At 67.4% G+C, this 23221-nt stretch carries 26 protein-coding genes and 1 riboswitch; of the genes, 9 read left to right on the top strand and 17 right to left on the bottom strand.

Translation table 11 applies throughout. The annotated features are described in order from the left end of the window. Positions 1-13 precede the first annotated feature (13 nt). Positions 14-664, top strand: a complete 651-nt coding sequence (locus BM162_RS01230) for a 50S ribosomal protein L25/general stress protein Ctc (protein WP_093416611.1) — start codon at positions 14-16, stop codon at positions 662-664. A gap of 241 nt (positions 665-905) precedes the next feature. Here the strand turns inward: BM162_RS01230 and hmuQ are convergent, their stop codons facing one another. Continuing rightward, positions 906-1223: a heme-degrading protein HmuQ gene (gene hmuQ, locus BM162_RS01235; RefSeq protein ID WP_093417741.1), complete on the bottom strand. Its 318-nt coding sequence runs from the start codon at positions 1221-1223 to the stop codon at positions 906-908. 80 nt (positions 1224-1303) lie between these two features. Between hmuQ and pth the strand changes: the two genes are divergently transcribed. Both pth and BM162_RS01245 read left to right on the top strand, forming a co-directional pair. After that, a complete protein-coding gene (gene pth / locus BM162_RS01240; protein WP_093416614.1) occupies positions 1304-2011 on the top strand; it encodes an aminoacyl-tRNA hydrolase in 708 nt (235 codons plus the stop codon). A 52-nt stretch (positions 2012-2063) separates the two neighbouring features. Next, positions 2064-2447, top strand: a complete 384-nt coding sequence (locus tag BM162_RS01245) for a DUF2237 family protein (RefSeq protein ID WP_093417743.1) — start codon at positions 2064-2066, stop codon at positions 2445-2447. Positions 2448-2670: 223 nt separating this feature from the next. On the opposite strand, the gene trpB is transcribed toward BM162_RS01245, so the two are convergent. From trpB to rpsA, 5 genes are all read right to left on the bottom strand, one after another. Further along, positions 2671-3900 carry a tryptophan synthase subunit beta gene (gene trpB, locus BM162_RS01250; RefSeq protein WP_093416616.1) on the bottom strand — a complete coding sequence of 410 codons (1230 nt, stop codon included), beginning with the start codon at positions 3898-3900 and terminating at the stop codon, positions 2671-2673. A 29-nt stretch (positions 3901-3929) separates the two neighbouring features. Continuing rightward, positions 3930-4574: a phosphoribosylanthranilate isomerase gene (locus BM162_RS01255; RefSeq protein ID WP_093416619.1), complete on the bottom strand. Its 645-nt coding sequence runs from the start codon at positions 4572-4574 to the stop codon at positions 3930-3932. A gap of 9 nt (positions 4575-4583) precedes the next feature. Beyond that, a complete protein-coding gene (locus BM162_RS01260) occupies positions 4584-4946 on the bottom strand; it encodes a lipopolysaccharide assembly protein LapA domain-containing protein (RefSeq protein WP_342741130.1) in 363 nt (120 codons plus the stop codon). Beyond that, a complete protein-coding gene (gene ihfB, locus BM162_RS01265; protein ID WP_093417748.1) occupies positions 4943-5236 on the bottom strand; it encodes an integration host factor subunit beta in 294 nt (97 codons plus the stop codon). The genes BM162_RS01260 and ihfB overlap by 4 nt, the downstream gene beginning before the upstream one ends. Before the next feature lie 269 nt (positions 5237-5505). Further along, a complete protein-coding gene (rpsA, locus tag BM162_RS01270; protein ID WP_281243766.1) occupies positions 5506-7206 on the bottom strand; it encodes a 30S ribosomal protein S1 in 1701 nt (566 codons plus the stop codon). Between the two features lie 217 nt (positions 7207-7423). Between rpsA and BM162_RS01275 the strand changes: the two genes are divergently transcribed. Both BM162_RS01275 and BM162_RS01280 read left to right on the top strand, forming a co-directional pair. Further along, a complete protein-coding gene (locus tag BM162_RS01275; protein WP_177215002.1) occupies positions 7424-8182 on the top strand; it encodes a helix-turn-helix transcriptional regulator in 759 nt (252 codons plus the stop codon). Beyond that, positions 8179-8523 carry a hypothetical protein gene (locus BM162_RS01280; protein ID WP_093416626.1) on the top strand — a complete coding sequence of 115 codons (345 nt, stop codon included), beginning with the start codon at positions 8179-8181 and terminating at the stop codon, positions 8521-8523. The genes BM162_RS01275 and BM162_RS01280 overlap by 4 nt, the downstream gene beginning before the upstream one ends. Positions 8524-8527: 4 nt before the next feature. Here the strand turns inward: BM162_RS01280 and BM162_RS01285 are convergent, their stop codons facing one another. From BM162_RS01285 to miaB, 10 genes are all read right to left on the bottom strand, one after another. After that, positions 8528-9139 (bottom strand): (d)CMP kinase, encoded by a 612-nt coding sequence (locus BM162_RS01285; protein ID WP_093416629.1) that lies wholly within the window; start codon positions 9137-9139, stop codon positions 8528-8530. 35 nt (positions 9140-9174) lie between these two features. Further along, positions 9175-10524, bottom strand: a complete 1350-nt coding sequence (gene aroA / locus BM162_RS01290) for a 3-phosphoshikimate 1-carboxyvinyltransferase (RefSeq protein WP_093416631.1) — start codon at positions 10522-10524, stop codon at positions 9175-9177. A gap of 261 nt (positions 10525-10785) precedes the next feature. Then, positions 10786-11508, bottom strand: coding sequence for a tRNA (guanosine(46)-N7)-methyltransferase TrmB (trmB, locus tag BM162_RS01295; protein ID WP_093416633.1), 723 nt, complete (start codon positions 11506-11508; stop codon positions 10786-10788). A 116-nt stretch (positions 11509-11624) separates the two neighbouring features. Continuing rightward, positions 11625-12806, bottom strand: coding sequence for a methionine adenosyltransferase (metK, locus tag BM162_RS01300; protein WP_093416636.1), 1182 nt, complete (start codon positions 12804-12806; stop codon positions 11625-11627). An 8-nt stretch (positions 12807-12814) separates the two neighbouring features. Then, a riboswitch (SAM-SAH riboswitch) is annotated at positions 12815-12866 on the bottom strand. A 32-nt stretch (positions 12867-12898) separates the two neighbouring features. Further along, positions 12899-14431 (bottom strand): apolipoprotein N-acyltransferase, encoded by a 1533-nt coding sequence (gene lnt / locus BM162_RS01305; protein ID WP_245759139.1) that lies wholly within the window; start codon positions 14429-14431, stop codon positions 12899-12901. Beyond that, the gene (locus BM162_RS01310) at positions 14424-15329 is read right to left on the bottom strand and encodes a hemolysin family protein (RefSeq protein WP_093416638.1); all 906 of its coding nucleotides are present in this window, start codon (positions 15327-15329) and stop codon (positions 14424-14426) included. Before BM162_RS01310 ends, lnt begins: the two co-directional genes overlap by 8 nt. Positions 15330-15362: 33 nt before the next feature. Then, a complete protein-coding gene (gene ybeY / locus BM162_RS01315; protein ID WP_093416641.1) occupies positions 15363-15860 on the bottom strand; it encodes an rRNA maturation RNase YbeY in 498 nt (165 codons plus the stop codon). A 141-nt stretch (positions 15861-16001) separates the two neighbouring features. Beyond that, the gene (locus tag BM162_RS01320; protein ID WP_093416644.1) at positions 16002-17015 is read right to left on the bottom strand and encodes a PhoH family protein; all 1014 of its coding nucleotides are present in this window, start codon (positions 17013-17015) and stop codon (positions 16002-16004) included. A gap of 176 nt (positions 17016-17191) precedes the next feature. Continuing rightward, positions 17192-17521: a hypothetical protein gene (locus BM162_RS01325; protein WP_093416647.1), complete on the bottom strand. Its 330-nt coding sequence runs from the start codon at positions 17519-17521 to the stop codon at positions 17192-17194. Positions 17522-17728: 207 nt separating this feature from the next. After that, the gene (gene miaB / locus BM162_RS01330; protein ID WP_093416650.1) at positions 17729-19048 is read right to left on the bottom strand and encodes a tRNA (N6-isopentenyl adenosine(37)-C2)-methylthiotransferase MiaB; all 1320 of its coding nucleotides are present in this window, start codon (positions 19046-19048) and stop codon (positions 17729-17731) included. 119 nt (positions 19049-19167) lie between these two features. Here miaB and BM162_RS01335 point away from each other — a divergent pair, with 119 nt between their 5' ends. Beyond that, complete coding sequence (locus tag BM162_RS01335) at positions 19168-20031, top strand: hypothetical protein (protein ID WP_093416653.1); 864 nt, start codon at positions 19168-19170, stop codon at positions 20029-20031. 3 nt (positions 20032-20034) lie between these two features. On the opposite strand, the gene irrA is transcribed toward BM162_RS01335, so the two are convergent. Beyond that, positions 20035-20451 (bottom strand): iron response transcriptional regulator IrrA, encoded by a 417-nt coding sequence (irrA, locus tag BM162_RS01340; protein WP_093417753.1) that lies wholly within the window; start codon positions 20449-20451, stop codon positions 20035-20037. Positions 20452-20623: 172 nt separating this feature from the next. Here irrA and fabA point away from each other — a divergent pair, with 172 nt between their 5' ends. Genes fabA through BM162_RS01355 form a run of 3 tightly spaced genes read left to right on the top strand, consistent with a single transcriptional unit; the run spans position 20624 to position 23183 of the window. After that, positions 20624-21130, top strand: a complete 507-nt coding sequence (gene fabA, locus BM162_RS01345) for a bifunctional 3-hydroxydecanoyl-ACP dehydratase/trans-2-decenoyl-ACP isomerase (RefSeq protein WP_093416656.1) — start codon at positions 20624-20626, stop codon at positions 21128-21130. A 28-nt stretch (positions 21131-21158) separates the two neighbouring features. Then, positions 21159-22388 (top strand): beta-ketoacyl-ACP synthase I, encoded by a 1230-nt coding sequence (fabB, locus tag BM162_RS01350; protein WP_093416658.1) that lies wholly within the window; start codon positions 21159-21161, stop codon positions 22386-22388. 6 nt (positions 22389-22394) lie between these two features. After that, complete coding sequence (locus BM162_RS01355; protein WP_093416661.1) at positions 22395-23183, top strand: enoyl-ACP reductase FabI; 789 nt, start codon at positions 22395-22397, stop codon at positions 23181-23183. The last annotated feature ends 38 nt before the right edge of the window (positions 23184-23221 follow it).

The raw sequence follows: 23221 nt of genomic DNA on the forward strand, positions 1-23221 counted from the left end.
GAGTAGAGAGACCATGGCTGGTGAAATTCCTGACATCCAGGCCACGGTGAGGACGGGGACAGGCAAGGGGGCCGCCCGTCAGGCACGCCGTGAGGGGCTCGTCCCCGGGATCGTCTATGGCGGGGGCACCGACCCGCTGCCGATCAACCTCCCCTTCAACGAGCTGATCAAGCGCCTCCGGAAGGGCCGCTTCCTGTCGACGCTGTTCAACCTCAAGGTTGAGGGCGAGGACGACGTTCGCGTGATCTGCCGCAACGTGCAGCGCGACGTGGTCAAGGACCTGCCGACCCATGTCGATTTCATGCGCCTGCGCCGCACCAGCCGCGTCAGCCTCTTCATTCCCGTCGAGATCGTGGGCGAGGAAGAGGCTCCCGGCCTCAAGCGCGGCGGCGTGCTGACCATGGTCCGCCCGGAAGTCGAGCTGCGCTGCACCGCCGGCGATATCCCGGAGAAGATCGTCGCGTCGGTGGCCGGCATGGAGATCAACGACACGCTGACGATCTCGCAGGTCGAGCTGCCCTCGGGCACCCGTCCGACGATCGACCGCGACTTCGTGATCGCCAACATCACGGCGCCGTCCGGCCTCGCCTCCCAGAAGGACGAGGACGAGGGCGAGGAAGCCGCGGCCGACGAGGTCCCAGCGACCGAGGTCAGCGAGGACTGATCCTCCGCCACATCGGCTGCACATGCGAACGCGGGGCCCTCGGCCCCGCGTTTTTCGTTTCCGGCCCGCGCGCCCCTGCTCCAGCTTCGGTTCCGGAGCGTCGCCGACGGGCCGCGTCTCGTCTCCGCCCCCGCGCGCCCTACCCCTTCTTCGGTCTCGAAATATCCCCGGGGGTGTGGGGGCAGGCGGCCCCCACCGACGCTCACCAGCACGCGGACGGGTCAGGACGGCTTGCCCGGGATCAGCCGCGGGTCACCCGCTGGACGCTCTCGAAGATTTCCAGCTCGGGCGGCCCGAGATAGATGTCCTTGTGCCCCCCGGCGCCGGCATGGGCCTTTCGGAACGCCTCGGACCTGGTCCAGTCGGTGAAGGCCTGCTCGCTCACCCAGGTCGTGTGCGAGGCATAGAGGCGGTAGCCCTCGGCCTCGGGCCCCTTCATCAGGTGAAACTCCAGGAAGCCGGGCACGTCCTTGAGCTGGCTGTCGCGGTTGGCCCAGACCTCCTCGAAGGTCGCCTCTTCCCCGAGCTTCACCTTGAACCGGTTCATCGTCAGATACATCGCGCCCTCCATAGGCCCCGTGTTTGCATTCGCGCGAAGGCTGGGGCATCAACGGCGCGGATGCAACCGGAGCACGCCCCATGCGCCTTTTCGTCGGCCTCGGCAATCCCGGCCCGAAATACGCCCGCAACCGCCACAACATCGGCTTCATGGCCGTGGACCAGATCGCATCGGACCACCACTTCCCCGCCTGGCGGAGGAAGTTCCAGGGCCAGGTGACCGAGGGGCGGCTGGGATCGGAGAAGGTCGTGCTGCTCAAGCCCGAGACCTTCATGAACCTGTCGGGCCAATCGGTGGGCGAGGCGATGCGTTTCTACAAGCTCGACCCCGCAGACGTGACGGTGTTCCACGACGAGATCGACCTAACCCCGGCCAAGTGCCGGGTGAAAAGCGGCGGCGGGCATGCGGGCCACAACGGCCTGCGCTCCATCCACCAGCATCTCGGGCCGGATTACCAGCGCGTGCGGCTGGGCGTGGGCCATCCGGGCCGCAAGGAAGCGGTGCCGGGCTATGTGCTCAAGGACTTCGCCAAGGCGGACGAGGAGTGGCTGGACGACCTGCTGCGCGGCATCGGCGACGGCGCGCCCGCGCTGGCCGAGGGCGACGCGGGGCGTTTCCAGAACGCGGTATCGCTGCGCGTGGCGCCGGCCCGGTCCTCGGGCGGGACAAAAGGCGGCGAGGCCGCTGAGGAGAAGCCAGCGGCCAAGGCCAAGGCCGAACCGACTGCCGAGCCGGAGCCTGAGGATGCGCGTTCGCCGCTCCAGAGGCTGGTCGACCGCTTCCGCTGAGCGGCTTGCCGCGGCCGTTCTCCACTCCATCTTCGCGGCCAAGGAGGGCGACATGCAGAAAGACCCCGAGATCAACGTGCTGGGCGAGCCGCTCGCCCCCTGTTCGACCGCACCCGTCACCGGCTTCTTCCGCGACGGCCACTGCAACACCTGCGAGCAGGATACCGGCAGCCACACCGTCTGCGCGGTGATGACGGACGAGTTCCTGGCCTATTCGAAGTACCTGGGCAATGACCTGTCGACCCCGCGGCCCGAGTTCCACTTCCCCGGCCTGAAGGCGGGGGACCGTTGGTGCCTGTGCGCGGCGCGCTTCCTGCAGGCCCACCACGAGGGTGTCGCGCCCGAGGTGCACCTTGGCGCCACCCACCGCCGCGCGCTCGAGATCGTGCCGCTGGAGTTGCTGCAGGAGTATTCCGCCGACGGCGCCCCCCGCTGAAGTCGGACGCGGAGGAGCGAAGCGCCCGGCCCCGGTGGATCCTGCACACGGCGTCCCTGGGGGCGCAGCTGCCTTGTGCCTGTGGCTGCGGATAAGGCCGTGCTTTTCCAGTGTGGACCGACGCGTCCGGCGGCGGAGGCGCGCGGCGCGTGGCGCGTCTTGAAAGACGAAGGGCGCGGATTGTACCGCGCCCTTACGATTCCTACAGCTTGCGGTCAGCCCGTCAGTGGTCGCCCATGTCGAAGCCGAGGGCGCGGGCGACGGTGAAGATATCCTTGTCGCCCCGTCCGCACATGTTCATGCAGATGATGTGATCCTTCGGCAGGTCCGGCGCGATCTTCATGACGTGGGCCAGCGCGTGGGACGGCTCGAGCGCGGGGATGATGCCCTCCTGCGCGCAGCACAACTGGAACGCCTCGAGCGCCTCCTTGTCGGTGATCGACACGTACTCGGCCCGGCCGATGTCGTGCAGCCAGGCATGCTCGGGCCCGATGCCCGGGTAGTCGAGCCCGGCCGAGATCGAGAAGCCTTCGAGGATCTGCCCGTCGTCGTCCTGCAGAAGGTAGGTGCGGTTGCCGTGCAGCACGCCCGGACGCCCGCCGGTGAGCGAGGCGCAGTGCTCCATCTTGTCATTCACGCCCTTGCCGCCGGCTTCGACGCCAATGATGTGGACGCCCTTGTCGTCGAGGAAGGGATAGAACAGGCCCATGGCGTTCGAGCCGCCGCCGATCGCGGCAATGATGGTGTCGGGCAGGCGACCCTCGGCGGCCTGCATCTGCTCTTTCGCCTCTTTCCCGATGATCGACTGGAAGTCGCGGACCATCGCCGGGTACGGGTGCGGACCGGCCACGGTGCCGATGCAGTAGAACGTGTCGCGCACGTTGGTCACCCAGTCGCGCAGCGCGTCGTTCATCGCGTCCTTCAGCGTGCCGCGTCCGGAGGTCACCGGAATCACCTCGGCCCCCAGCAGACGCATGCGGAAGACGTTGGGCGCCTGCCGCTCGACGTCGTGCGCGCCCATGTAGACCACGCATTTCAGCCCGAACTTCGCGCAGACGGTGGCGGTGGCCACGCCGTGCTGGCCCGCGCCCGTCTCGGCGATGATGCGTTCCTTGCCCATGCGGCGGGCCAGCAGGATCTGGCCCAGCACGTTGTTGATCTTGTGCGCGCCGGTATGGTTCAGCTCGTCCCGCTTGAGATAGATCTTCGCCCCGCCGAGATGCTCGGTCAGGCGTTCGGCGAAGTAGAGCGGCGAGGGCCGGCCGACATAGTGGGTCCAGAGATCGTGCATCTCGTCCCAGAAGCTCTGGTCCGTCTTGGCGTGCTCGTACTGCTCCTCAAGCTCGAGGATCAGCGGCATCAACGTCTCGGAGACGAAGCGCCCGCCGAAATCGCCGAAGCGGCCGTTTTCGTCCGGGCCGGTCATGAAGCTGTTGATGAGATCTTCGGGCATGGTCTGTCTCCCCCACGCCGCGCGCAGGCTCAGGCCCGGGCCGCGCGGCAGAACGCTGTCATCTTATCCCCGTCCTTTACGCCCGGCGCGCTCTCGACGCCAGACGAGACGTCCACCTGCCGTGCGCCGGTCAGCCGCACCGCCTCGGCCACGTTGTCGGGCGTCAGGCCGCCGGCCAGCATCCACGGCACCGGCCAGCGCCGGTTCGCGATCAGGCGCCAGTCGAAGGACAGGCCGTTGCCGCCGGGCAGATCGGCGTCCTTCGGGGGCTTGGCGTCGACGAGGATTTGGTCGGCCACCCGCGCATATTCGTCGAGCTTGGGCAGGTCGCCCTCGTCCGCGATGCCCACCGCCTTCATCACCGGCAGGCCGAACTTCGCGCTGACCTCGGCCACGCGCATGGGCGTTTCGGTCCCGTGAAGCTGGAGCATGTCCAGCGGCACCTTGTCGAGAATCGCTTCGAGCGTCGCGTCGTCGGCGTTGACGGTCAGGCCGACCTTGCAGATCCCCTCGGGCACCGAGCGGGCCATGAAGGCAGCGTCGTGGATGTCGAGGTTGCGGGGCGATTTCGGGAAGAACACGAAGCCCACGTAATTTGCCCCGGCGAGCATAGCCGCCGGGATGTCGGAGCTTTCGGTCAGCCCGCAGAGTTTGACGCGGATGTCGGAGGCCATGCCACCCAGTTAGCGCGGCGTGCTGCCATCCTCAAGGAGCGCGAGCACGTCGTCCTGCCGCCCCGGCGCCGGCGTCTTGAGGCGCGTGACCTCCTGCGCCAGCTTTTCCTTCTCGCGCCGCTCGCGCCGGGCCTGCGCGCGGTGCTTGTGTTCGCGAAACCACTCCCACACGAAGCCAATCAGCAGACCCGCCAGGATGCCGAGGAAGATCACCAGGAACAGCGGCAGCGTCAGCTCCCACGACCAGCCAAGGAAGCCCGCCATGTCGGCCGGCAGCACGCGCAGCGTGACGGGCGCGCGGTTCGCCAGCGCCACCGTGATCAGGCAGATGGCGAGAAGGGCCAGGAAGGCATAGCGGAGGTAGCGGATCATTTGGCGTCCTGTTTTTCGTTCAGTCGGTCACGCAGCAGCTTGCCGGTCTTGAAGAACGGCACGTGTTTTTCTTCGACATGGACCGACTCGCCGGTGCGCGGATTGCGCCCGGTGCGCGCGTCGCGCTTCTTGACCGAGAAGGCGCCGAAGCCCCGCAGCTCGACCCGGTCGCCGCGCGCCATGGCCGAGATGATCTCTTCGAAAATCGTGTTCACAATGCGCTCGACGTCGCGCTGATAAAGGTGGGGATTCTCATCGGCGATCTTCTGGATCAGTTCTGACCGGATCATGCGCTCCACCCTCTGGCTCATGTCGCGGGCCGATGCGCGCGGCCCTCGCCGGGCGCGACTATAGAGGGTTTCATGCCGCCGTGGAACACGCCACCGCGCCGTCTTCGCGGAAATATGCGGCCAAGGCGCTGATCCGCCGATGAAAATGCCGAGGCGCCGGACCCGCCTCGCCCGGCCACGGTGGTCGCGGATTCTGCGGTCCAGGCACGAAAATGCCCCGCGGCCGAAGCCGCGGGGCCCGATTTCAACGCGCCGTGGGCGCGAGAGGCTTACTTGTCGCCCTTCAGCGCGGCGCCAAGGATGTCGCCCAGCGATGCACCCGAGTCGGAAGAACCGTACTGTTCGACGGCTTCCTTCTCTTCGGCGATCTCGCGCGCCTTGATCGACAGGCCCAGGCGGCGGGTCTTCTGGTCGACGTTGGTGACGCGGACGTCGACCTTGTCACCGACCTGGAAGCGCTCGGGGCGCTGTTCCGAACGATCGCGCGACAGGTCCGAACGGCGGATGAAGGACTTGGCGCCCTCGTACTCCACCTCGATCCCGCCGTCCTCGATCGCCGTGACGGTCACGGTGATGATCGAGCCGCGCTTCACGCCGCCCACCGCTTCGGTGAAGCTGTCGTCCAGCGCCTTGACGGAGAGCGAGATACGCTCCTTCTCGACGTCGGTTTCCAGCACGACAGCCTTGACGACGTCGCCCTTGCGGTAGTTCTGGATCGCGTCCTCGCCCCGCTGGTCCCAGCTGAGGTCGGAGAGGTGAACCATGCCGTCGATGTCGTTCTCGAGGCCGATGAACAGACCGAACTCGGTGATGTTCTTGACCTCGCCCTCGACGACGGTGCCCTCGGGGTGCGTCTCGGCGAACTGCTCCCACGGGTTGCGCATGGTCTGCTTGAGACCCAGCGACACGCGGCGCTTGGCGGTGTCGATCTCGAGCACCATGACCTCGACCTCTTGCGAAGTGGAGACGATCTTGCCCGGGTGGACGTTCTTCTTGGTCCACGACATTTCCGAAACGTGCACCAGGCCCTCGACGCCCGGCTCCAGCTCGACGAACGCGCCGTAGTCGGTGATGTTGGTCACGCGGCCGGTGTGGACCGTAGCAATCGGGAATTTCGCCTCGACCGTATCCCACGGATCGTCCTGGAGCTGCTTCATGCCTAGGCTGATGCGGTGGGTCTCCTTGTTGATCTTGATGACCTGGACCTTCACGGTCTCGCCGATCGACAGGATCTCGGAGGGGTGGTTCACACGGCGCCAGGCCATGTCGGTGACGTGCAGCAGGCCGTCGACGCCGCCGAGATCGACGAACGCGCCGTACTCGGTGATGTTCTTGACCACGCCGTCGACCGCGTCGCCTTCGTTCAGCTTGGCGATGACCTCGGCGCGCTGCTCGGCGCGGCTCTCTTCCAGGATGGCGCGGCGCGACACGACGATGTTGCCACGGCGGCGATCCATCTTGAGGATCTGGAACGGCTGCTTGAGACCCATGAGCGGGCCCGCATCGCGCACGGGGCGCACGTCGACCTGCGAACCGGGCAGGAACGCCACGGCGCCGCCGAGATCGACGGTGAAGCCACCCTTGACGCGGCCGAAGATCGCGCCCTCGACGCGGTTTTCGTCGGCATAGGCCTTCTCGAGCCGGTCCCACGCCTCTTCGCGGCGGGCCATCTCACGGCTGATGACGGCTTCGCCACGGGCGTTCTCGACCTGGCGGAGGTAAACCTCAACCTCGTCGCCGGGGTGGATGTCGGGCTGCTCGCCGGGGCTGGCGAATTCCTTGAGATCGACGCGGCCTTCCATCTTGTAGCCGACGTCGATGATGGCTTGGCCCGCCTCGACGGCGATGACCTTGCCCTTGACCACCGAGCCTTCGTTCGGCGTGTCGATTTCGAAGCTTTCGTTAAGGAGGGCTTCGAATTCCTCCATGGATGCGTTAGCGGACATATACGTTTCGTTTCCTTGGCGTATTTTTCTGGCCTGGCGGTTGTCTCCGCCGGTCTTTCAACGGGTTGGTCTGGTCAGGCTGTCGAGACCGCGAAAGCAAATCAGGGCCGGCTAAGACCGACCCTGCCCGAATTCTTCTTTCACGACTGTAACCGCCGCTTCGACAAGTCGTGCATATATGGAAGGCAGCGATTCATCGCAAGCCCCTTGCCGGCCGGCGCGTGCGCCGTACCTTCCGTTCATGAACGAGTTCCCGATTCCGAGCGAGCGGGCCGAGATCCTGCGAGATTTCGTCATCCGCGTACCCGAGACCGAGCTGGTTCAGGATCTGCGCGAATGCGTAGAGACCGTGATTTCGGCCTACGAGATCGACTCGGTCAGTTACCTGCACTTCGACAACCCGGCGACCACCGATCACAAGGACCGCGCCCGGCTGGTCTGGTCGGTCAACGGACCGCGGCACTGGAACGAGCGGTACGTCGCGGAATCCCTTCACGTGATGGACCCGATCTTCGAGATGGCGACCATCGAGATGAGACCGATCCGGTGGCGAGACCTCGACCCCGGCGTGGGCAACTCGCTGGCCGAACGCGCCTTCCTCTCGGCCCGCCAGAAGGCGCAGCTGGGCGACGGCGTGTCCATCGTCAGCTTCGGGCCGCAGCTGCGCAGCGGGCTGTTCAACTTTGGGTTCGGCGACGTGCACGAAGAGCTGGAGCCCGAGACCGAGGCGGCGCTGACGGCGGTGGCGCAACTGGCCCACCTGACCTATTGCAGGCTCGTGCCGGACGGGGTGTCGCACGTCGCGCGAATGACCCCGCGGGAAAAGCAGATCCTCGGCCTGATGGCGCGCGGCAAGAGCAACGGGGCGATCGCGAGTATCCTGTCGCTGTCGCCGCACACGATCGACAGCCGGATCCGGGGAATCTTCGACAAGCTGGACGCAACGGACCGGACGACCGCGGCGATCAAGGGCGTGGCGACCGGGGCTGCCGTTACGTGACGGGCGCGATCGCGTGCATGGCGCTTTCCCCGCGCTTGCCGCAGCATGCCCCGAACCGCCTTCCGACAACCGTGATCAATTCGACCATGCTTCCTCCCGACTTCGACAGCCGCCGGCTTGCCCGTGATCTTGACGCACTCACGGCCGAACTTGCCGAATTTGGACCACAGGACCGGCCCCGCGCTGCGCTGGAAAAGGCCGCCCGCCTGATCCAAAGCCGCGCCTACGAGCTTGCGGAACTCGACCTGCCGGCACGGACGGCGGTGCTGCTCGAGCTGTCGATGGAGATCACGACGATCGCGAAGACCTTGCCTCCGGCGCCGCCGAGTTCCATGGCCTGAGGGCTCAGCCGGCCTGCTTTTCCTGGACCAGCGCGACGGCGCGGGCGACGGCTTCATCGATGCTCATTTCGGTGGTGTCCAGCAGCACCGCGTCGTTGGCCGCCGTCATCGGCGCATGTGCGCGTTCCTCGTCGCGCCGGTCTCGCGCCTTGAGGTCCGCGAGCGTCTCGTCCAGCGTGACCTCGTGGCCAGCCTCGCGCAGCTCGAGGTACCGCCGCTCGGCCCGGACCGCGTCGCTCGCGGTGACGAAGATCTTCACCTCGGCATCCGGGCAGATGACCGTGCCGATGTCGCGCCCGTCCAGAACCGCACCGCCATCGCGGCGCGAGAAGGCGCGCTGGAAATCCAGCAGCGCCTCGCGCACCTCGGGGATCGACGCGACGCGGCTGGCGGCCTGCCCCACCGGACCCGTGCGCAGGTCGTCGCGGGCCAGATCCTCGCGCGTGAGGGTGCGCGCGGCCTCGATCGGCTCCACCCCGTCCATCGTTCGCCGCCCCACCGCGCGGTAGAGCAGCCCGGTGTCCAGATGCGCGAAGCCGAAGTGCGCAGCCACCGCGCGGGAGATGGTGCCCTTGCCCGACGCCGCGGGCCCGTCGATCGCTACCGTAAATGCCATGATCCAGCCTTAGACGCCGCGCCCGCGTCGCGCAATCACGCCGTGCGCTTCAGCGACGCGCCGAGTTGCGCCATCAGCGGCTCGAACACCGGGAACGAGGTGGCGATGGGGCCGGCGTCATCCACACCGACCGGCGCCTTCGACGCCATGCCCAGCACGAGGAACGACATCGCGATACGGTGATCCAGCCGCGCCTCGCACGTCGCGCCGCCCGGCACCGCCCCCGCGCCCAGGCCGTGGACGATCAATGTGTCCTCGTCCTCCTCGACCGTGACGCCGCAGGCTTCAAGCCCGCGCGCCATGGCGTCGATGCGGTCGCTTTCCTTCACGCGCAGCTCTTTCACGCCGCGCATCACCGTCTTGCCGGTGGCGCAGGCGGCGACGACCGACAGAATCGGGTACTCGTCGATCATCGACGGCGCGCGCTCGGGCGGGACCTCGACCCCCTGCATGGCATCCGAGAAGCGGGCGCGCAGGTCGGCGACCGGTTCGCCGCCCTCCTCGCGCTCGTTCTCGAAGGTCAGGTCGGCACCCATTTCGCGCAGCGTCTCGAACAGGCCCGCGCGCGTCGGGTTCAGGCCGATGTTCGGCACCAGCACGTCCGAGCCAGGCACGATCAGCGCGGCGCAGACCGGGAAGGCTGCCGACGAGGGGTCGCGCGGCACCGCGATGGTCTGCGGCTTCAGTTCCGGCTGGCCGGTCAGGGTGATGACGCGGCCCTGCGCCGTGTCCTCGGTGCTGAGGTCCGCGCCGAAGCCGACCAGCATCCGCTCGGTATGGTCGCGCGTCGCCTCGCGCTCGATCACGACCGTCTGGCCGGGGGCGTTGAGGCCGGCGAGCAGCACCGCCGATTTGACCTGCGCCGAGGGGACCGGCACCTCGTAGCGCACCGGCACCGGGTCCACCGCGCCCACCACCGTCATCGGCAGCCGCCCGCCGGAGCGGCCGACCGCCTGCGCGCCGAACAGCGACAGCGGGTCGGTCACGCGGCCCATCGGGCGTTTGCGCAGCGAGGCGTCGCCGGTGAAGGTCGCCACGACGGGCGATGTCGCCATCGCGCCCATGATCAAGCGCACGCCGGTGCCGGAATTGCCGCAGTCAATCACGTCCTCCGGCTCGGCGAAGCCGCCGACGCCGACGCCGTGCACCGACCATGCGCCGCCGCCGTGGTCCGTCACCTCGGCCCCGAAGGCGCGCATGGCGCGGGCCGTGTCCAGCACGTCCTGCCCTTCCAGAAGGCCGGTGATCCGGGTTTCGCCCACGGCGAGCGCGCCGAGGATCAGCGAACGGTGGCTGATGGACTTGTCGCCCGGGACCTGAGCTTCGCCCGTCAGCGGCCCCGACGGGTGCGAGGTCATCGGTATCGGGTCGCCGTGGCCGGACATGCTCGCCCCCTTCTCCTGCGTGCGTGATGCGCGCGGATACTGTCGCGGGGGCGAGTGAGGCGCAAGGCGCAATCAGAGCATCGAGACGACCGGCAGAACCACGAACAGGAAGACCGCCAGCGGGACGAAACGGTATGGTTTGAATGGCATCGGGAAAAACTCCGAGAGGGAGACTCGGCAGCAGTGCCATCAGTCTACGCCTCGCGCGCCCGAAAGGATCCACGGGAAACGCCGCCGCCACAGGCCGCGGCGGAAAACGGCCTATTTCTTGGGCAGCCTGCGGAAGGTCAGGTAATGCGGTGTGCGGCCTTCGCGCAGCGCCTTCTGTTCGTACCGGGTCGAGATCCAGTCGTCCCACGGCTCGCGCCAGTCGCGCGGCCCCTCGGCCAGCCACTCGAACCCGTGGCGCGGCACCTCTTCGAGCGTCTGGCGCACGTAGTCGGGGATGTCGGTCGCCACGCGGAAGATCGCGCCGGGTTTGAGCACGCGGGCCAGCGGCTCCAGATGCTCGGGCGTCACGAAACGGCGGCGGTGGTGCTTCTTCTTGGGCCAGGGATCAGGGTACAGCAGGAAGGCTCGGTCGATGCTGCCGTCGGGCAGCACGTCAAACAGGTCGCGCACGTCGCCGGGGTGGACCGAGACGTTGTCGACGCCGCCGCGCCGGATCTTGCCCAGCAGCATGGCGACGCCGTTGATGAACGGCTCGCAGCCGATGATCCCGACCTGCGGGTTCTGCGCGGCCTGGTGCACCATGTGCTCGCCCCCGCCGAACCCGATCTCGAGCCAGACGGGCTTGCCGCCGAACAAGCCGTCGAGGTCCAGCGGCGTGCGGTCGGGATTGTCATCCCACTCCACCGCGCCGGGCGACAGCTTCTCGAGGTCCGCGTCGAGGTAACGGCGCTGGCTGTCGCGCAACGACTTGCCGTGGCGCCGGCCATAGAAGTTGCGGAAGGGCGCGCCGGAGGAATGGGTCTTGTCGGTCATGGGGCGGGGTGATGGCGTCGCCCGCGCCCCGCGTCAAGGCATCGCGTCGGGGGACAACCAGCTGCCCCCGCGCCTGTCGGCGCTCCCCGTGTCGGGGGAGCGCCGTTGTGTCCACGTCAAAGTGCCTTTTGCAGCGCCTCGGCAAGATCCGCGCGTTCCCAGCTGAAGCCGCCGTCGGCCTCGGGCGTGCGGCCGAAATGGCCATAGGCCGCCGTGCGCTGATAGATCGGACGGTTGAGGCCCAGGTGGTGCCGGATGCCGCGCGGGGTGAGGTCCATGACCTGAGGGATCGCGGCCTCGATCGCCGCCTCGTCGACCTCGCCCGTGCCCAGTGTGTCGACATAAATCGACAGCGGCCGCGCGATGCCGATGGCATAGGACAACTGGATGGTGCAGCGCTCTGCCAGACCGGCGGCGACCACGTTCTTGGCGAGGTAGCGCGCGGCGTAGGCGGCCGATCGGTCGACCTTCGTCGGATCCTTGCCCGAGAAGGCGCCGCCGCCGTGGGGCGCCGCACCGCCATAGGTGTCGACGATGATCTTGCGGCCCGTGAGCCCAGCGTCCCCGTCCGGACCGCCGATGACGAAGCGGCCCGTCGGGTTCACCCACCACTCGGTCGCATCGGTCAGCCAGTCGTGGGGCAACACCTCGCGGATATAGGGCTCGACGATGGCGCGGATGTCGGACGAGGTCTGGCCCTCGTCGCTGTGCTGGGTCGACAGGACGAGCTGCGTGACCTCGACTGGTTGGCCGTCCTCGTAGCGCAGGGTGATTTGCGACTTCGCATCCGGGCCCAGCGTCGGCTCGGCGCCGGATTTGCGCGCCTCGGCCAGCCGCTTGAGGATCTGATGAGCATAGTGAATCGGCGCCGGCATCAGCTCGGGCGTTTCGCGGCAGGCATAGCCGAACATGATGCCCTGATCGCCCGCGCCCTCGTCCTTGTCCTCGCCGCCGTTCACGCCCTGGGCGATGTGGGCCGACTGCTCGTGCAAGTAGTTCTGTACCTCGCAGGTCTTCCAGTGGAACTTGTCCTGCTCGTAGCCGATGTCGCGGATGCAGGCCCGGGCGATATCCTCGATCCCCTCCATGTAGCCGCGCAGCTTGTCGCGGTCGCTCAGCCCGATCTCGCCGCCAATGACGACGCGATCGGTGGTGGCGAAGGTCTCGCAGGCGACGCGCGCCTCGGGCTCTTCGGCGATGAGGGCGTCGAGCACCGCATCCGAGATGCGGTCACAGACCTTGTCCGGGTGCCCCTCCGACACCGATTCCGAGGTGAAGAGGTAGTTCTTGCGCGCCATTTTGGGAGTGCTCCATTGGGTTGTGTTTTCCGCCACGCCAGGAAGCCGTTGTGACGGTCTTTCAACGGGGGTACGGCGGCCATCCGCCGGGTTCAACGTCTTTCGCGCCTACGGGATGCCAAAAGTGACGCAAAGGCAAGAAGAAGCACGCCAAGCGTCGCCCAGTCGCCCGTGCGGGCATAGAGCGTCGGCGGACGCGCCGCGGGCAGGCGGGCGTCCAGGAAACCGGCCTCGCCCAGCGGCAGGGACGCGGTGATTCGGCCCTGCGCGTCGATGACGGCCGAGACGCCGGTATTGGCCACGCGCAGCATCGGCACGCCCTGCTCGACCGCGCGCACCCGCGCTTGCGCGAGGTGCTGGTAAGGCCCCGAGAAGGTGCCGAACCACGCGTCGTTGGTGATCTGGAGCATCCAGTCGGGGCGCCGCGGCGCGCCGGTGACGTCCTGCGGAAAGATCGCCTCGTAGCAGATCAGCGGCAGGACTTGCCCCAGCGGCCCGAGGTCCAGCAACGCAGGCCCCGGCCCCGGCGTGTACCCGTACCCGTCGCGGGCCGCGAAGCTGCGCAGCCCGGCGAGCCGGGCAAGCTGGCCGAATGGGATGTATTCGCCGAAGGGAACGAGGTGGTGCTTGTCGTAAAGCGCCGCGACGCCGCCGTCGTCCCCGGTCAGGATCAGGCTGTTGAAGGCGCGCAGCCCCTCCACCCGCTGCCCGCCCAGGACCAGCGGCGTGTCGCCGGCTGCTTCCGCGATGCGGGCGAGCGCGGGGTGCCCGTCCTCGAGCAGGAAGGGCACGGCGGTCTCCGGCCACACGATCAGGTCGGGCTTGCCCGGTGCGCGGGTGTAGTCAAGCTGACGGTCGAAGTAGAGCGGCACCCAGTCCGGGTCCCATTTCCGGTGCTGCGGCGCGTTCGGCTGCACCAGCCGGACAACGGCCGGCTCCTCCGGCATCACGGTGGACGGCTCGAGCATCAGCCAGCCCGCGCCGAGCGGTAGAAGCCAAGGCAGGGCGAGCACGGCCTTCCACGCGGGCCCCGGCCGCTGCGACAGCCGGACCGCGACGGCGACCAGCGCCAGCGTCAGGAAGGTCAGGCCGAATGCGCCGGTGACCGAGGCCAGCTGGATCGCTGGCCCCTCGGTCCAGACATAGCCGACCAGCGCCCAAGGGAAGCCGGTGAGCACGTAGCCCCGCAGCATCTCGGCCACTGCCAGCGCGGTGGCCCAGGCGAATGCGAGCGGCCAGCCGGAGCGACCGAGCCAGCGGGCGGCGCCGAACGCCGCGCCCCAGAACAGCGCTAGCCCGGTCGCGATGAAGACCAGCGCGAAAGGCGCCATCCAGCCGTGGCGGCCGACGTCGACGAGGAACGGCTCGACGATCCAGTGCAGCGTCGTGGCGAAATAGCCGGTGCCGGTCAACCAGCCGGCCAGGAACGCCGCCCGCGTCGAGCGTGCCCGGTCCAGCAGGATGAGCGACAGGGCGAGCCCGCCCAGCGCCAGTGGCACCAGCGAAAACGGGACATGGCCAAGCCCCGCCAGAACGCCCGCGCCGAGAGACGCCGCCGCGGGGCGGCTGGCGACAAGGGCCGGCAGACGTGGCAGGCGCGCGGCCACGCCCACGGCGTCAGGCACCGGCCCCCTCAGGCAGACGGACACGAAGGCGTTTGATCCGGCGTGGATCGGCGTCGACGATCTCGAACTCCGGTCCGTCGGGATGCGATATGACCTCGCCCCGTGCCGGGACCCGCCCGGCAAGCACGAAGACGACGCCGCCAAGCGTGTCGATCTCTTCCTCGTCCTCGGGGTCGATCAGCCGCATGCCGATCTCGCTTTCGAACTCCTGGAGCGGGGTGCGCGACAGGGCGAGATAGGTGCCCGGCTTTTCACGCGTCCAGAGCTTGTCCTCCTCGACGTCGTGCTCGTCCTCGATCTCGCCCACGACCTGTTCGATCAGGTCCTCGATCGTCAGAAGACCGTCGACACCGCCGTATTCGTCGATCACAAGCGCCATGTGGATGCGATCGCTCTGCATCTTCTGCAGAAGCACGCCGATCGGCATCGAGGGCGGCGCGTAGATCAGCGGCCGCAGCATCTTGCGCAGATCGAAGCCCTCGCCCGACTGGCCGTTGAACCCGTGCTGAAGCGCGAAGTCCTTCAGGTGCACCATGCCGACCGGGTGATCCAGCGTGTCGCGATAGACCGGAAGCCGTGTCATGCCGCTGTCGCGGAACACCTTGACCAGTTCGTCCTTGCCGATGTCCTCGGGGACCGAGACGATCTCGACCGCGGGAATGGCCACGTCTTCGACGCGCATGCGCCGAAGGTTCAGAAGGCCGTGTCGTGGTGCGTCGTCCGGAATCGCCCCGTCTTGCGGCGTGCCGTTCATGCCATCATCATCCTCGTGTTCGACCGTGCCGAACGCTCCGATGATCCGCTCGAAGAAGCCGCGGCTCTGCGGCTCGCTGTACTCGTTGTATGTGTCCAGTTGCGCGCTCTGCGCTGCGCTAGAGGACCCGTCCGCTTCGCCCATTCTACCTTTCCGTTCAACAGGCCCATCGTGGCCTTACTCCGAATATGGGTCGGGATCCCCCAGGGTGGCAAGTATCTGCGTCTCCAGACCCTCCATAAGCTCCGCATCCGGCTCGGTCTCGTGATCATAGCCAAGCAGGTGGAGCGTTGCGTGGACCAGAAGATGCCGCACATGGGTTTCCATCGGCTTACCGGCCGCTTCGGCTTCGCGCGCGCAGGTCTCGTACGCGATGGCGATGTCCCCGAGCTCGTCGGGCGGGCCCATCGAGGGCTCGGGCACAGGCGGTTTTCCGCCGGCTTCGGAAACGCCGCGCTCCTCCGACGGCCACGACAGCACGTTCGTCGGGCGCGGCTTGTCGCGGAAGTCGGCGTTGAGCTCCGCGATGCGGGCGTCGTCGCAAGCCAGCACCGCCACCTCCCACTCCTCCGGGTCGAGCCCGAGATGCGAAAGCGCGGCGGACACAGCCGCCCCGGCCAGCGCGTCGAGGTCGACGGCGGCCCAGGCATCGTGGTCCTGGATCACCTCGATCATGCGACTGCCCCGCGCGGACGCAGAACGCGAAGGGCAGCTCCCGGCCAAGCAGGATGGGCGAACAAGCGCCCATCCCGTGGGCGGCGGGTTGGGCGCTGCCCGGCCTGCGGCCGGGCGGAAGGCATTGTCATCGATGTCACGTCAGGTCTGATCGGCGTCGTAGGCCTCGATGATTTTCGCCACCAGCGGGTGACGCACGACGTCTTTGGCGGTGAAGTAGTTGAACGAAATGTTATCGATGCCCTTGAGCAGCCGCTCGGCGTCCCACAGCCCGCTCGACACGCCGCGCGGCAGGTCAACCTGACTGCGGTCGCCGGTGACGACCATGCGGCTGTTTTCCCCCAGTCGCGTCAGGAACATCTTCATCTGCATGGCCGTGGCGTTCTGCGCCTCGTCCAGCACCACGAACGCGTTCGACAGCGTCCGGCCCCGCATGAAGGCCAACGGCGCGATCTCGATCCGCTTCTCCTCCATCAGCTTGGCCGCCTGCTTGCCCGGCAGGAAGTCGTTCAGTGCATCATAGAGCGGCTGCATGTAGGGATCGACCTTTTCCTTCATGTCGCCGGGCAGGAAGCCGAGCCGTTCGCCCGCTTCCACCGCCGGACGCGACAGGATGATCCGGTCGACGTGACCGCCAAGGAACATGCTCACGCCCACGGCCACGGCAAGGTATGTCTTGCCGGTGCCTGCCGGGCCGATGCCGAAGGCCAGCTCGTTCTCGAACAGCGCGCGGACGTAGTCGCGCTGCGCCTCGGTGCGCGGCTCGATGGTTTTCTTGCGGGTGCGGATCTCGACCTTGCCGCCCTGGAACAGCTCCATCTGGTCGCCGTCGCGGGCGCCGGTACTGTCCTCGGCCCCGCCCATACGGATCTCGCCATCGACGTCGCCGGCATCGATGGAGCGCCCCGCTTCCAGCTTGGCGTAAAGCTGCCCAAGCACCTGCGCGGCTTGCGCGCGTGCATCCTCCTCCCCGATCAGGGCGAGCAGGTTGCCGCGGCGCAGGATCTGCACGCCGAGCTTGTGTTCGATCTGGGCGAGGTTGCGGTCGAACTCTCCGCAGAGGTCGATGAGCAATCGGTTGTCGGAAAATTCCAGAACGGTTTCCTGGAGTTCCCCGGACGCGGACGGCGGGGTGGTCAGCGCGCTGATGCCCAAACAATGCTCCTGTGCGAGTGCCTGCACGAAAGATGGTGCCAAGGCGCCGCATGTGACGCAAGCGGTTGTTGTCTTTGTTACGGAAAGATCAAGTTTCTGCCTGCGTCGAACAGCGACGCCCCGCCGAGCTAGGCTTGGCGGGGCGTCGGTTCAAGGGCCTGGGCCGAACGCGGCGTTCAGGGGCGCGCCGGCGACTCGTGATAGATACGGATCATCTCGCGGCGCAGCCCCTCGGGATTGCCCACCAGCCGGTCGTCGCGGCACACCCGCTCGGCGATGGCGTGCGCGGTCGGATAGTCGTAGCCGACGTCGACCAGGCTTTCGACGAACTTCGAGTTCGGACGATCCCAGATCACGTCGTTCCACGGGCCGCGGAAACAGCTCACGATGATCTTCTGGCGCGTGTCGATCGTGGCGCCCTCGGCGAAGCCGGTCGCCCGGCCGCCCCCGGACGCCTGCGCGGCCAGCCCGCCGGCGATCAAAGCCGCGATCAGTGCAATTCTCATATCATTCCCCTCGATCAGCCGGTTTCCGCCCGCACAACCAACGCCGGGCGGCTCCTCCGCGGCGAGCCCGCGGAAAGACAACCTGTCGCGCTCAACCTAGGGAATATGGCGGATTTGAGAAGCGAATGCGGTTACTTGTCGACCGCACGGAAACTAAGCCGGCCGCGCGCGGGAATTAGCGCGCGCGGCGCGCGGATCGGAGCGGTCTCAGACCAGCACGCCGCCCAGCGAGTTCGGTGCGCTTTCGGTGATTCGCACCTGGCGGAGGTCGCCGCGCGCCAACCCTTCGGCCGCGACGTGGACCGAGTGCAGGTATTCCGACTTGCCCACCATCTGGCCCGGCATGCGGCCCGGCTTCTCGAACAGAACCTTCACTTCACGCCCGACCATCGCGTCCTGAACCTCGCGCTGCTGGCGGGTCAGAAGCGCCTGGAGCCGGCGCAGGCGGTCGTCCTTCTCGGCCTCGTCCACGTGCGCGCGCTCGGCCGCCGGGGTGCCCGGGCGGGGCGAATACTTGAAGCTGAAGCACTGGCCGTAGCGGACCTGCTCGACCAGCGACAGCGTCTGCTGGAAGTCCTCCTCAGTCTCGCCGGGGAAGCCCACGATGAAGTCGCCCGAGATCAGGATGTCGGGCCGGGCCGCGCGGATACGCTCGATCAGGCGGATGTAGCTTTCCGCCGTGTGCTTGCGGTTCATCGCCTTGAGGATACGGTCAGAGCCCGCCTGGACCGGCAGGTGCAGGTAAGGCATCAGTTTCTCGACCTCGCCGTGCGCGGCGATCAGGTCGTCGTCCATGTCGTTGGGGTGGGAGGTCGTGAAGCGGATCCGCTCGAGCCCGTCAATTTCCGCCAGCTCGCGGATAAGGCGGGCCAGCGACCAGTCGCCGCCCTCGCCCTCGCCGTGGTAGGCGTTGACGTTCTGGCCCAGCAGCGTGATCTCGCGCACGCCGCGCTCGACCAGGTCGCGCGCCTCGGCCATCACGCGGGATGCAGGGCGCGAGACTTCGGCGCCGCGGGTATAGGGCACGACGCAGAAGGCGCAGAATTTGTCGCAGCCCTCCTGCACCGTGAGAAAGGCGGTCGGCCCGCGGCTGGCCTTCGGCCGCGCCTTGAGGTGCTCGAACTTGTCCTCTTCGGGGAATTCCGTGTCGAGCGCCTTGGCCCCGCCCTGCACCGCCGTCTCCATTTGCGGCAGGCGGTGATAGCTCTGCGGCCCGACGACGAGGTCCACCATCGGCTGGCGGCGCATGATCTCTTCGCCCTCGGCCTGCGCGACGCAGCCGGCGACGCCGATCTTGAGGTCGGGCCTTTCAGCCTTCAGCGGCTTGAAGCGGCCAAGCTCGGAATAGACCTTCTCGGCCGCCTTCTCGCGGATGTGGCAGGTGTTGAGCAGGATCATGTCGGCGTCGTCGGGCGTATCGGTCGCGACGTACCCCTGCCCGCCCAGCGCCTCGGCCATGCGCTCGCTGTCGTAGACGTTCATCTGACAGCCATACGTCTTGATGAAGAGCTTCTTGGCCTCGCCCATGTCCCGGCTCCGTCTGCCTGAAATGACCCGGCCTTCTAACGCCGGTCGTCCCGCCCTGCAACGCTTGCAATGGCGCGCATCACGGAGGACGTTACCGCCGGACGCAGGCGGGGGATGGGATGCGCTACGACGGGCTGGACGGGTTCCTTGACCGGGGACGCGGGGCGCTGGCGAAGGGGCCGGTTGCCCTGATCTTCGCAGAAGACGCGATCGAGGTCGCGAGCACGCTGCGCCACCACCAGGCCTCGGGCTTCCGGCAGATCGTGCTGTTCGCCCCGGACTACGTCGAAATCCCATCAACGCTGGAGCAGGAGATCCACCGCGTCCGGCTCGACCCGCGCCATGGAGGTGTTCCGCATGTGGTCAGCGCCGTGATCGACGCCGCGCCGGGCACCTGGCTCTACTATGGCTACAACGCCGAATACCTGTTCCACCCCTTCCGCGAGACGCGGTCGGTGGGGGAGATGCTGACCTTCCACGCCGAGGAGCGGCGGGACGCCATGCTGACCTACGTCGTCGACCTGTACGCGGGCGATCTGGGCGAACATCCCTCGGGCGTGGCCACCGGCGACGCCTGGCTCGACCGCGCGGGCTATTACGCGCAGGCGCGGCCCGATCCCGATACGGGGCACCCGCTGGACCGCCAACTCGACTTCTTCGGCGGGCTGAAGTGGCGGTTCGAAGAGCATGTGCCGAATGACCGCCGTCGCATCGATCGCATCGCGCTGTTTCGGGCGAAGCCGGGACTGCGGCTGCGCGCGGACCACACGTTCAACGACCCGGAATACAACACCTATGCCTGCCCGTGGCACCACAACCTGACCGCGGTCATCTGCTCGTTCCGAACGGCCAAGGCGTTGCGGGCGAACCCGGACAGCAGGTACGCTGTGCACGGCTTCCGCTGGCACGGTTCGGTTCCGTTCGAGTGGACGTCGGAGCAGTTGATGAAGCTCGGGCTGATGGAGCCCGGACAATGGTTCTGACGCCTACTTGCGGCGCAGGCGGATCACCACGTCGACCTTGCTGACCTCGGCCCCGTCGGGCGCGGCCGGCAGCTTCTCGATCTTGAGTTCCTGCGCCGGCGCATCGGTGAGGGTCGAGCTGTCTTCCCAGTAGAAGTGCGGGTGGTCGTCCATCCGCGTGTCGAAATAGCTTTTCGAGCCGTCCACCGTCACTTCCTGCATCAGCCCCGCATCACAGAAGGCACGCAGCGTGTTGTAGACGGTAGCAAGCGACACCGTCTCGCCGGCGTCGCGACTGGCGGCGTGAAGGCTTTCGGCGGTGACGTGACGGTCGTGGCCGTCGCCCACCAGGAGTGCGGCCAATGCCACGCGCTGTCGGGTCGCGCGCACCTCAGCCCCGGCCAGCCAAGCCGTGCCGCGCTCGATCGCCTCGTTCGTCATCTGGAAATCGTGCTTCATGTCATTTGCAATATAGGGACCGGGTCCGGTCCGTTTCAATTGAAAATCAGCGTGATCGCCCGCGGCGACCGTCCAAGCGCCGCCCTTGCAAGTGTTCCGGCGCGGGTGATAGACACCATCCGGATCACGACAGCGTTCCCGGAGGTGCAACAGGATGGCCGATTTCCCGACCCAGTTCGACAAGGACGGCCTGCTCAAGTGCGCGCGGGGCGAGTTGTTCGGCCCCGGTAATCCGCAGCTTCCCGAGCCGCCCATGCTGATGATGGATCGCGTGACCGACATCAGCGCCGATGGCGGCGAGCACGGCAAGGGACACGTTGTCGCGGAGTTCGACATCGATCCGGACCTGTGGTTCTTCAAGTGCCACTTCCCCGGCGACCCGGTGATGCCCGGCTGCCTGGGCGTGGACGCGCTGTGGCAGCTCACCGGCTTCAACCTGGGCTGGCGCGGGATGACCGGCCGCGGCCGCGCGCTCGGCGTGGGCGAGGTCAAGTTTTCCGGCATGGTGACGCCGGACGTGAAACTTGTGACCTACTTCGTCGATTTCACCCGCGTCATCGACCGGAAGCTGAAAATGGGCATCGCCAACGGGCGGATGCTGGCCGACGGCAAAGAAATCTACACGACCGAGGCCATGAAGGTCGGGTTGTTCACCGATTGATCGGGCGAAATCGTCCGGAGGAGGCAACATGCGGCGTGTCGTCGTCACGGGACTGGGAATCGTCTCGCCCATCGGCACCGATGCCGAAGCGGTCGCGGCTGCGCTGAAGGCCGGCCAGAGCGGCATCAAGTTCTCGGAAGACATGGCCGAACACGGCTTCCGCAGCCAGGTGGCCGGCAAGCCCGAGATCGACGTGTCCGAGCACGTGGACAAGCGCACCCTGCGCTTCATGGGGCCCGGGGCGGCCTATGCCCACATCTCGATGCAGCAGGCCATCGCCGATGCGGGGCTCGAGGAAAGCGAGATCTCGCACCCGATGACCGGCCTCGTCGCCGGCTCGGGCGGGCCGTCGACGTCGAACCTTTTCGCGGCGCACCAGATCGTGCTGAAGAACGGCTCGCCCAAGCGCATCGGCCCGCTCATGGTTCCGCGCGGCATGTCCTCGACCGTGTCGGCCAACCTGTCGACGGCGTTCAAGATCAAGGGCATCAACTACTCGATCACCTCGGCCTGCTCGACTTCGCTGCACTGCATCGGCAACGCGGCCGAACAGATTCAGATGGGCAAGCAGGACGTGATGTTCGCCGGCGGCGGCGAGGAGCTCGACTGGACCCTGTCGTGCCTGTTCGACGCGATGGGCGCGATGTCGTCCAAGTACAACGACACGCCCGAGAAGGCTTCGCGCGCGTTCGACGCCAACCGTGACGGCTTCGTCATCGCAGGCGGTGGCGGCATCGTCGTGCTGGAAGAGCTGGAGCGCGCCAAGGCCCGCGGCGCTAAGATCTATGCCGAGGTGACGGGCTATGCCGCGACCTCGGACGGCCACGACATGGTCGCCCCCTCGGGCGAAGGTGGCGAGCGGGCAATGCGGCTGGCGCTGAACACGCTGCCCGAGGATCGCAAGGTCAGTTACATCAATGCGCACGGCACCTCCACGCCCGTGGGCGACGTGGGCGAAGTCGAGGCGGTGCGCCGGGTCTTCGGCACCGGCACCACCCCGCCGATCAGCTCCACCAAGTCGATGACCGGCCACAGCCAGGGCGCCACCGGCGCGCAGGAGGCGATCTATTGCCTGCTGATGCTGCGCGACGACTTCATCGCTCCCTCCATCAACGTCGAGACGCTGGATCCCGCGCTCGACCCCTCCGAAATCGCAACGAAGCGCGTCGATGACGCGGGTCTCGACACCGTGATGACCAACAGCTTCGGGTTCGGCGGGACCAACGGGTCCATGTTGCTGAGTAGATATCACGGATGACGAGCGATGCCTGAGCTGATGAAGGGGAAGCGCGGCCTGATCATGGGGGTCGCCAACGACCGCTCCATCGCCTGGGGCATCGCGAAAGCACTGGCCGCCGAGGGCGCGGACCTCGCCTTCACCTACCAGGGCGAAGCCTTTGGCCGCCGCGTGCAGCCGCTGGCCGAGAGCCTGGGCGCGAAGATCATGGTCGACTGCGACGTGACCAGCGACGAGTCGATGGACGCAGCCTTCGCCAAGTTGAAGGACGAATGGGGCACGATGGACTTCGCGGTCCACGCCATCGCCTATTCCGACAAGGCCGAGCTGACCGGCCGCTTCATCAATACCACGCGCGAGAACTTCCGCAATTCGCTGTCGATCAGCTGCTACTCGTTCATCGACGTGGCCCGCCGCGCGTCCGAGATGATGCCCGAGGGCGGCACCATCCTGACGCTGACGTACCAGGGCTCGAACAAGGTGACGCCGTTCTACAACGTCATGGGCGTGGCCAAGGCGGCGCTGGAATCGTCGGTGCGCTACCTCGCCAATGACCTCGGGCCGCAGAAGATCCGCGTGAACGCCATCTCGCCCGGCCCGATGAAGACACTTGCGGGTGCGGCCATCGGCGGCGCGCGCCGGACGTTCAAGCACACGGGCGACAACGCGCCGCTGCGGTCGAACGCGACGCTCGAGGCGGTGGGCGGCACCGCCGTCTACCTTGCCTCGGACCACGGCGCCTACACCACCGGAGAGGTGATCCACGTGGACGGCGGGTACCACGTGCTGGGAATGCCGCAGCCCGAGAACATCTGAACCCACGGCTTTTCAGGAAAGCCTTGGGAAGATCGCTC

Source organism: Tranquillimonas alkanivorans (genome assembly GCF_900115595.1).
GTDB lineage: Bacteria > Pseudomonadota > Alphaproteobacteria > Rhodobacterales > Rhodobacteraceae > Tranquillimonas > Tranquillimonas alkanivorans.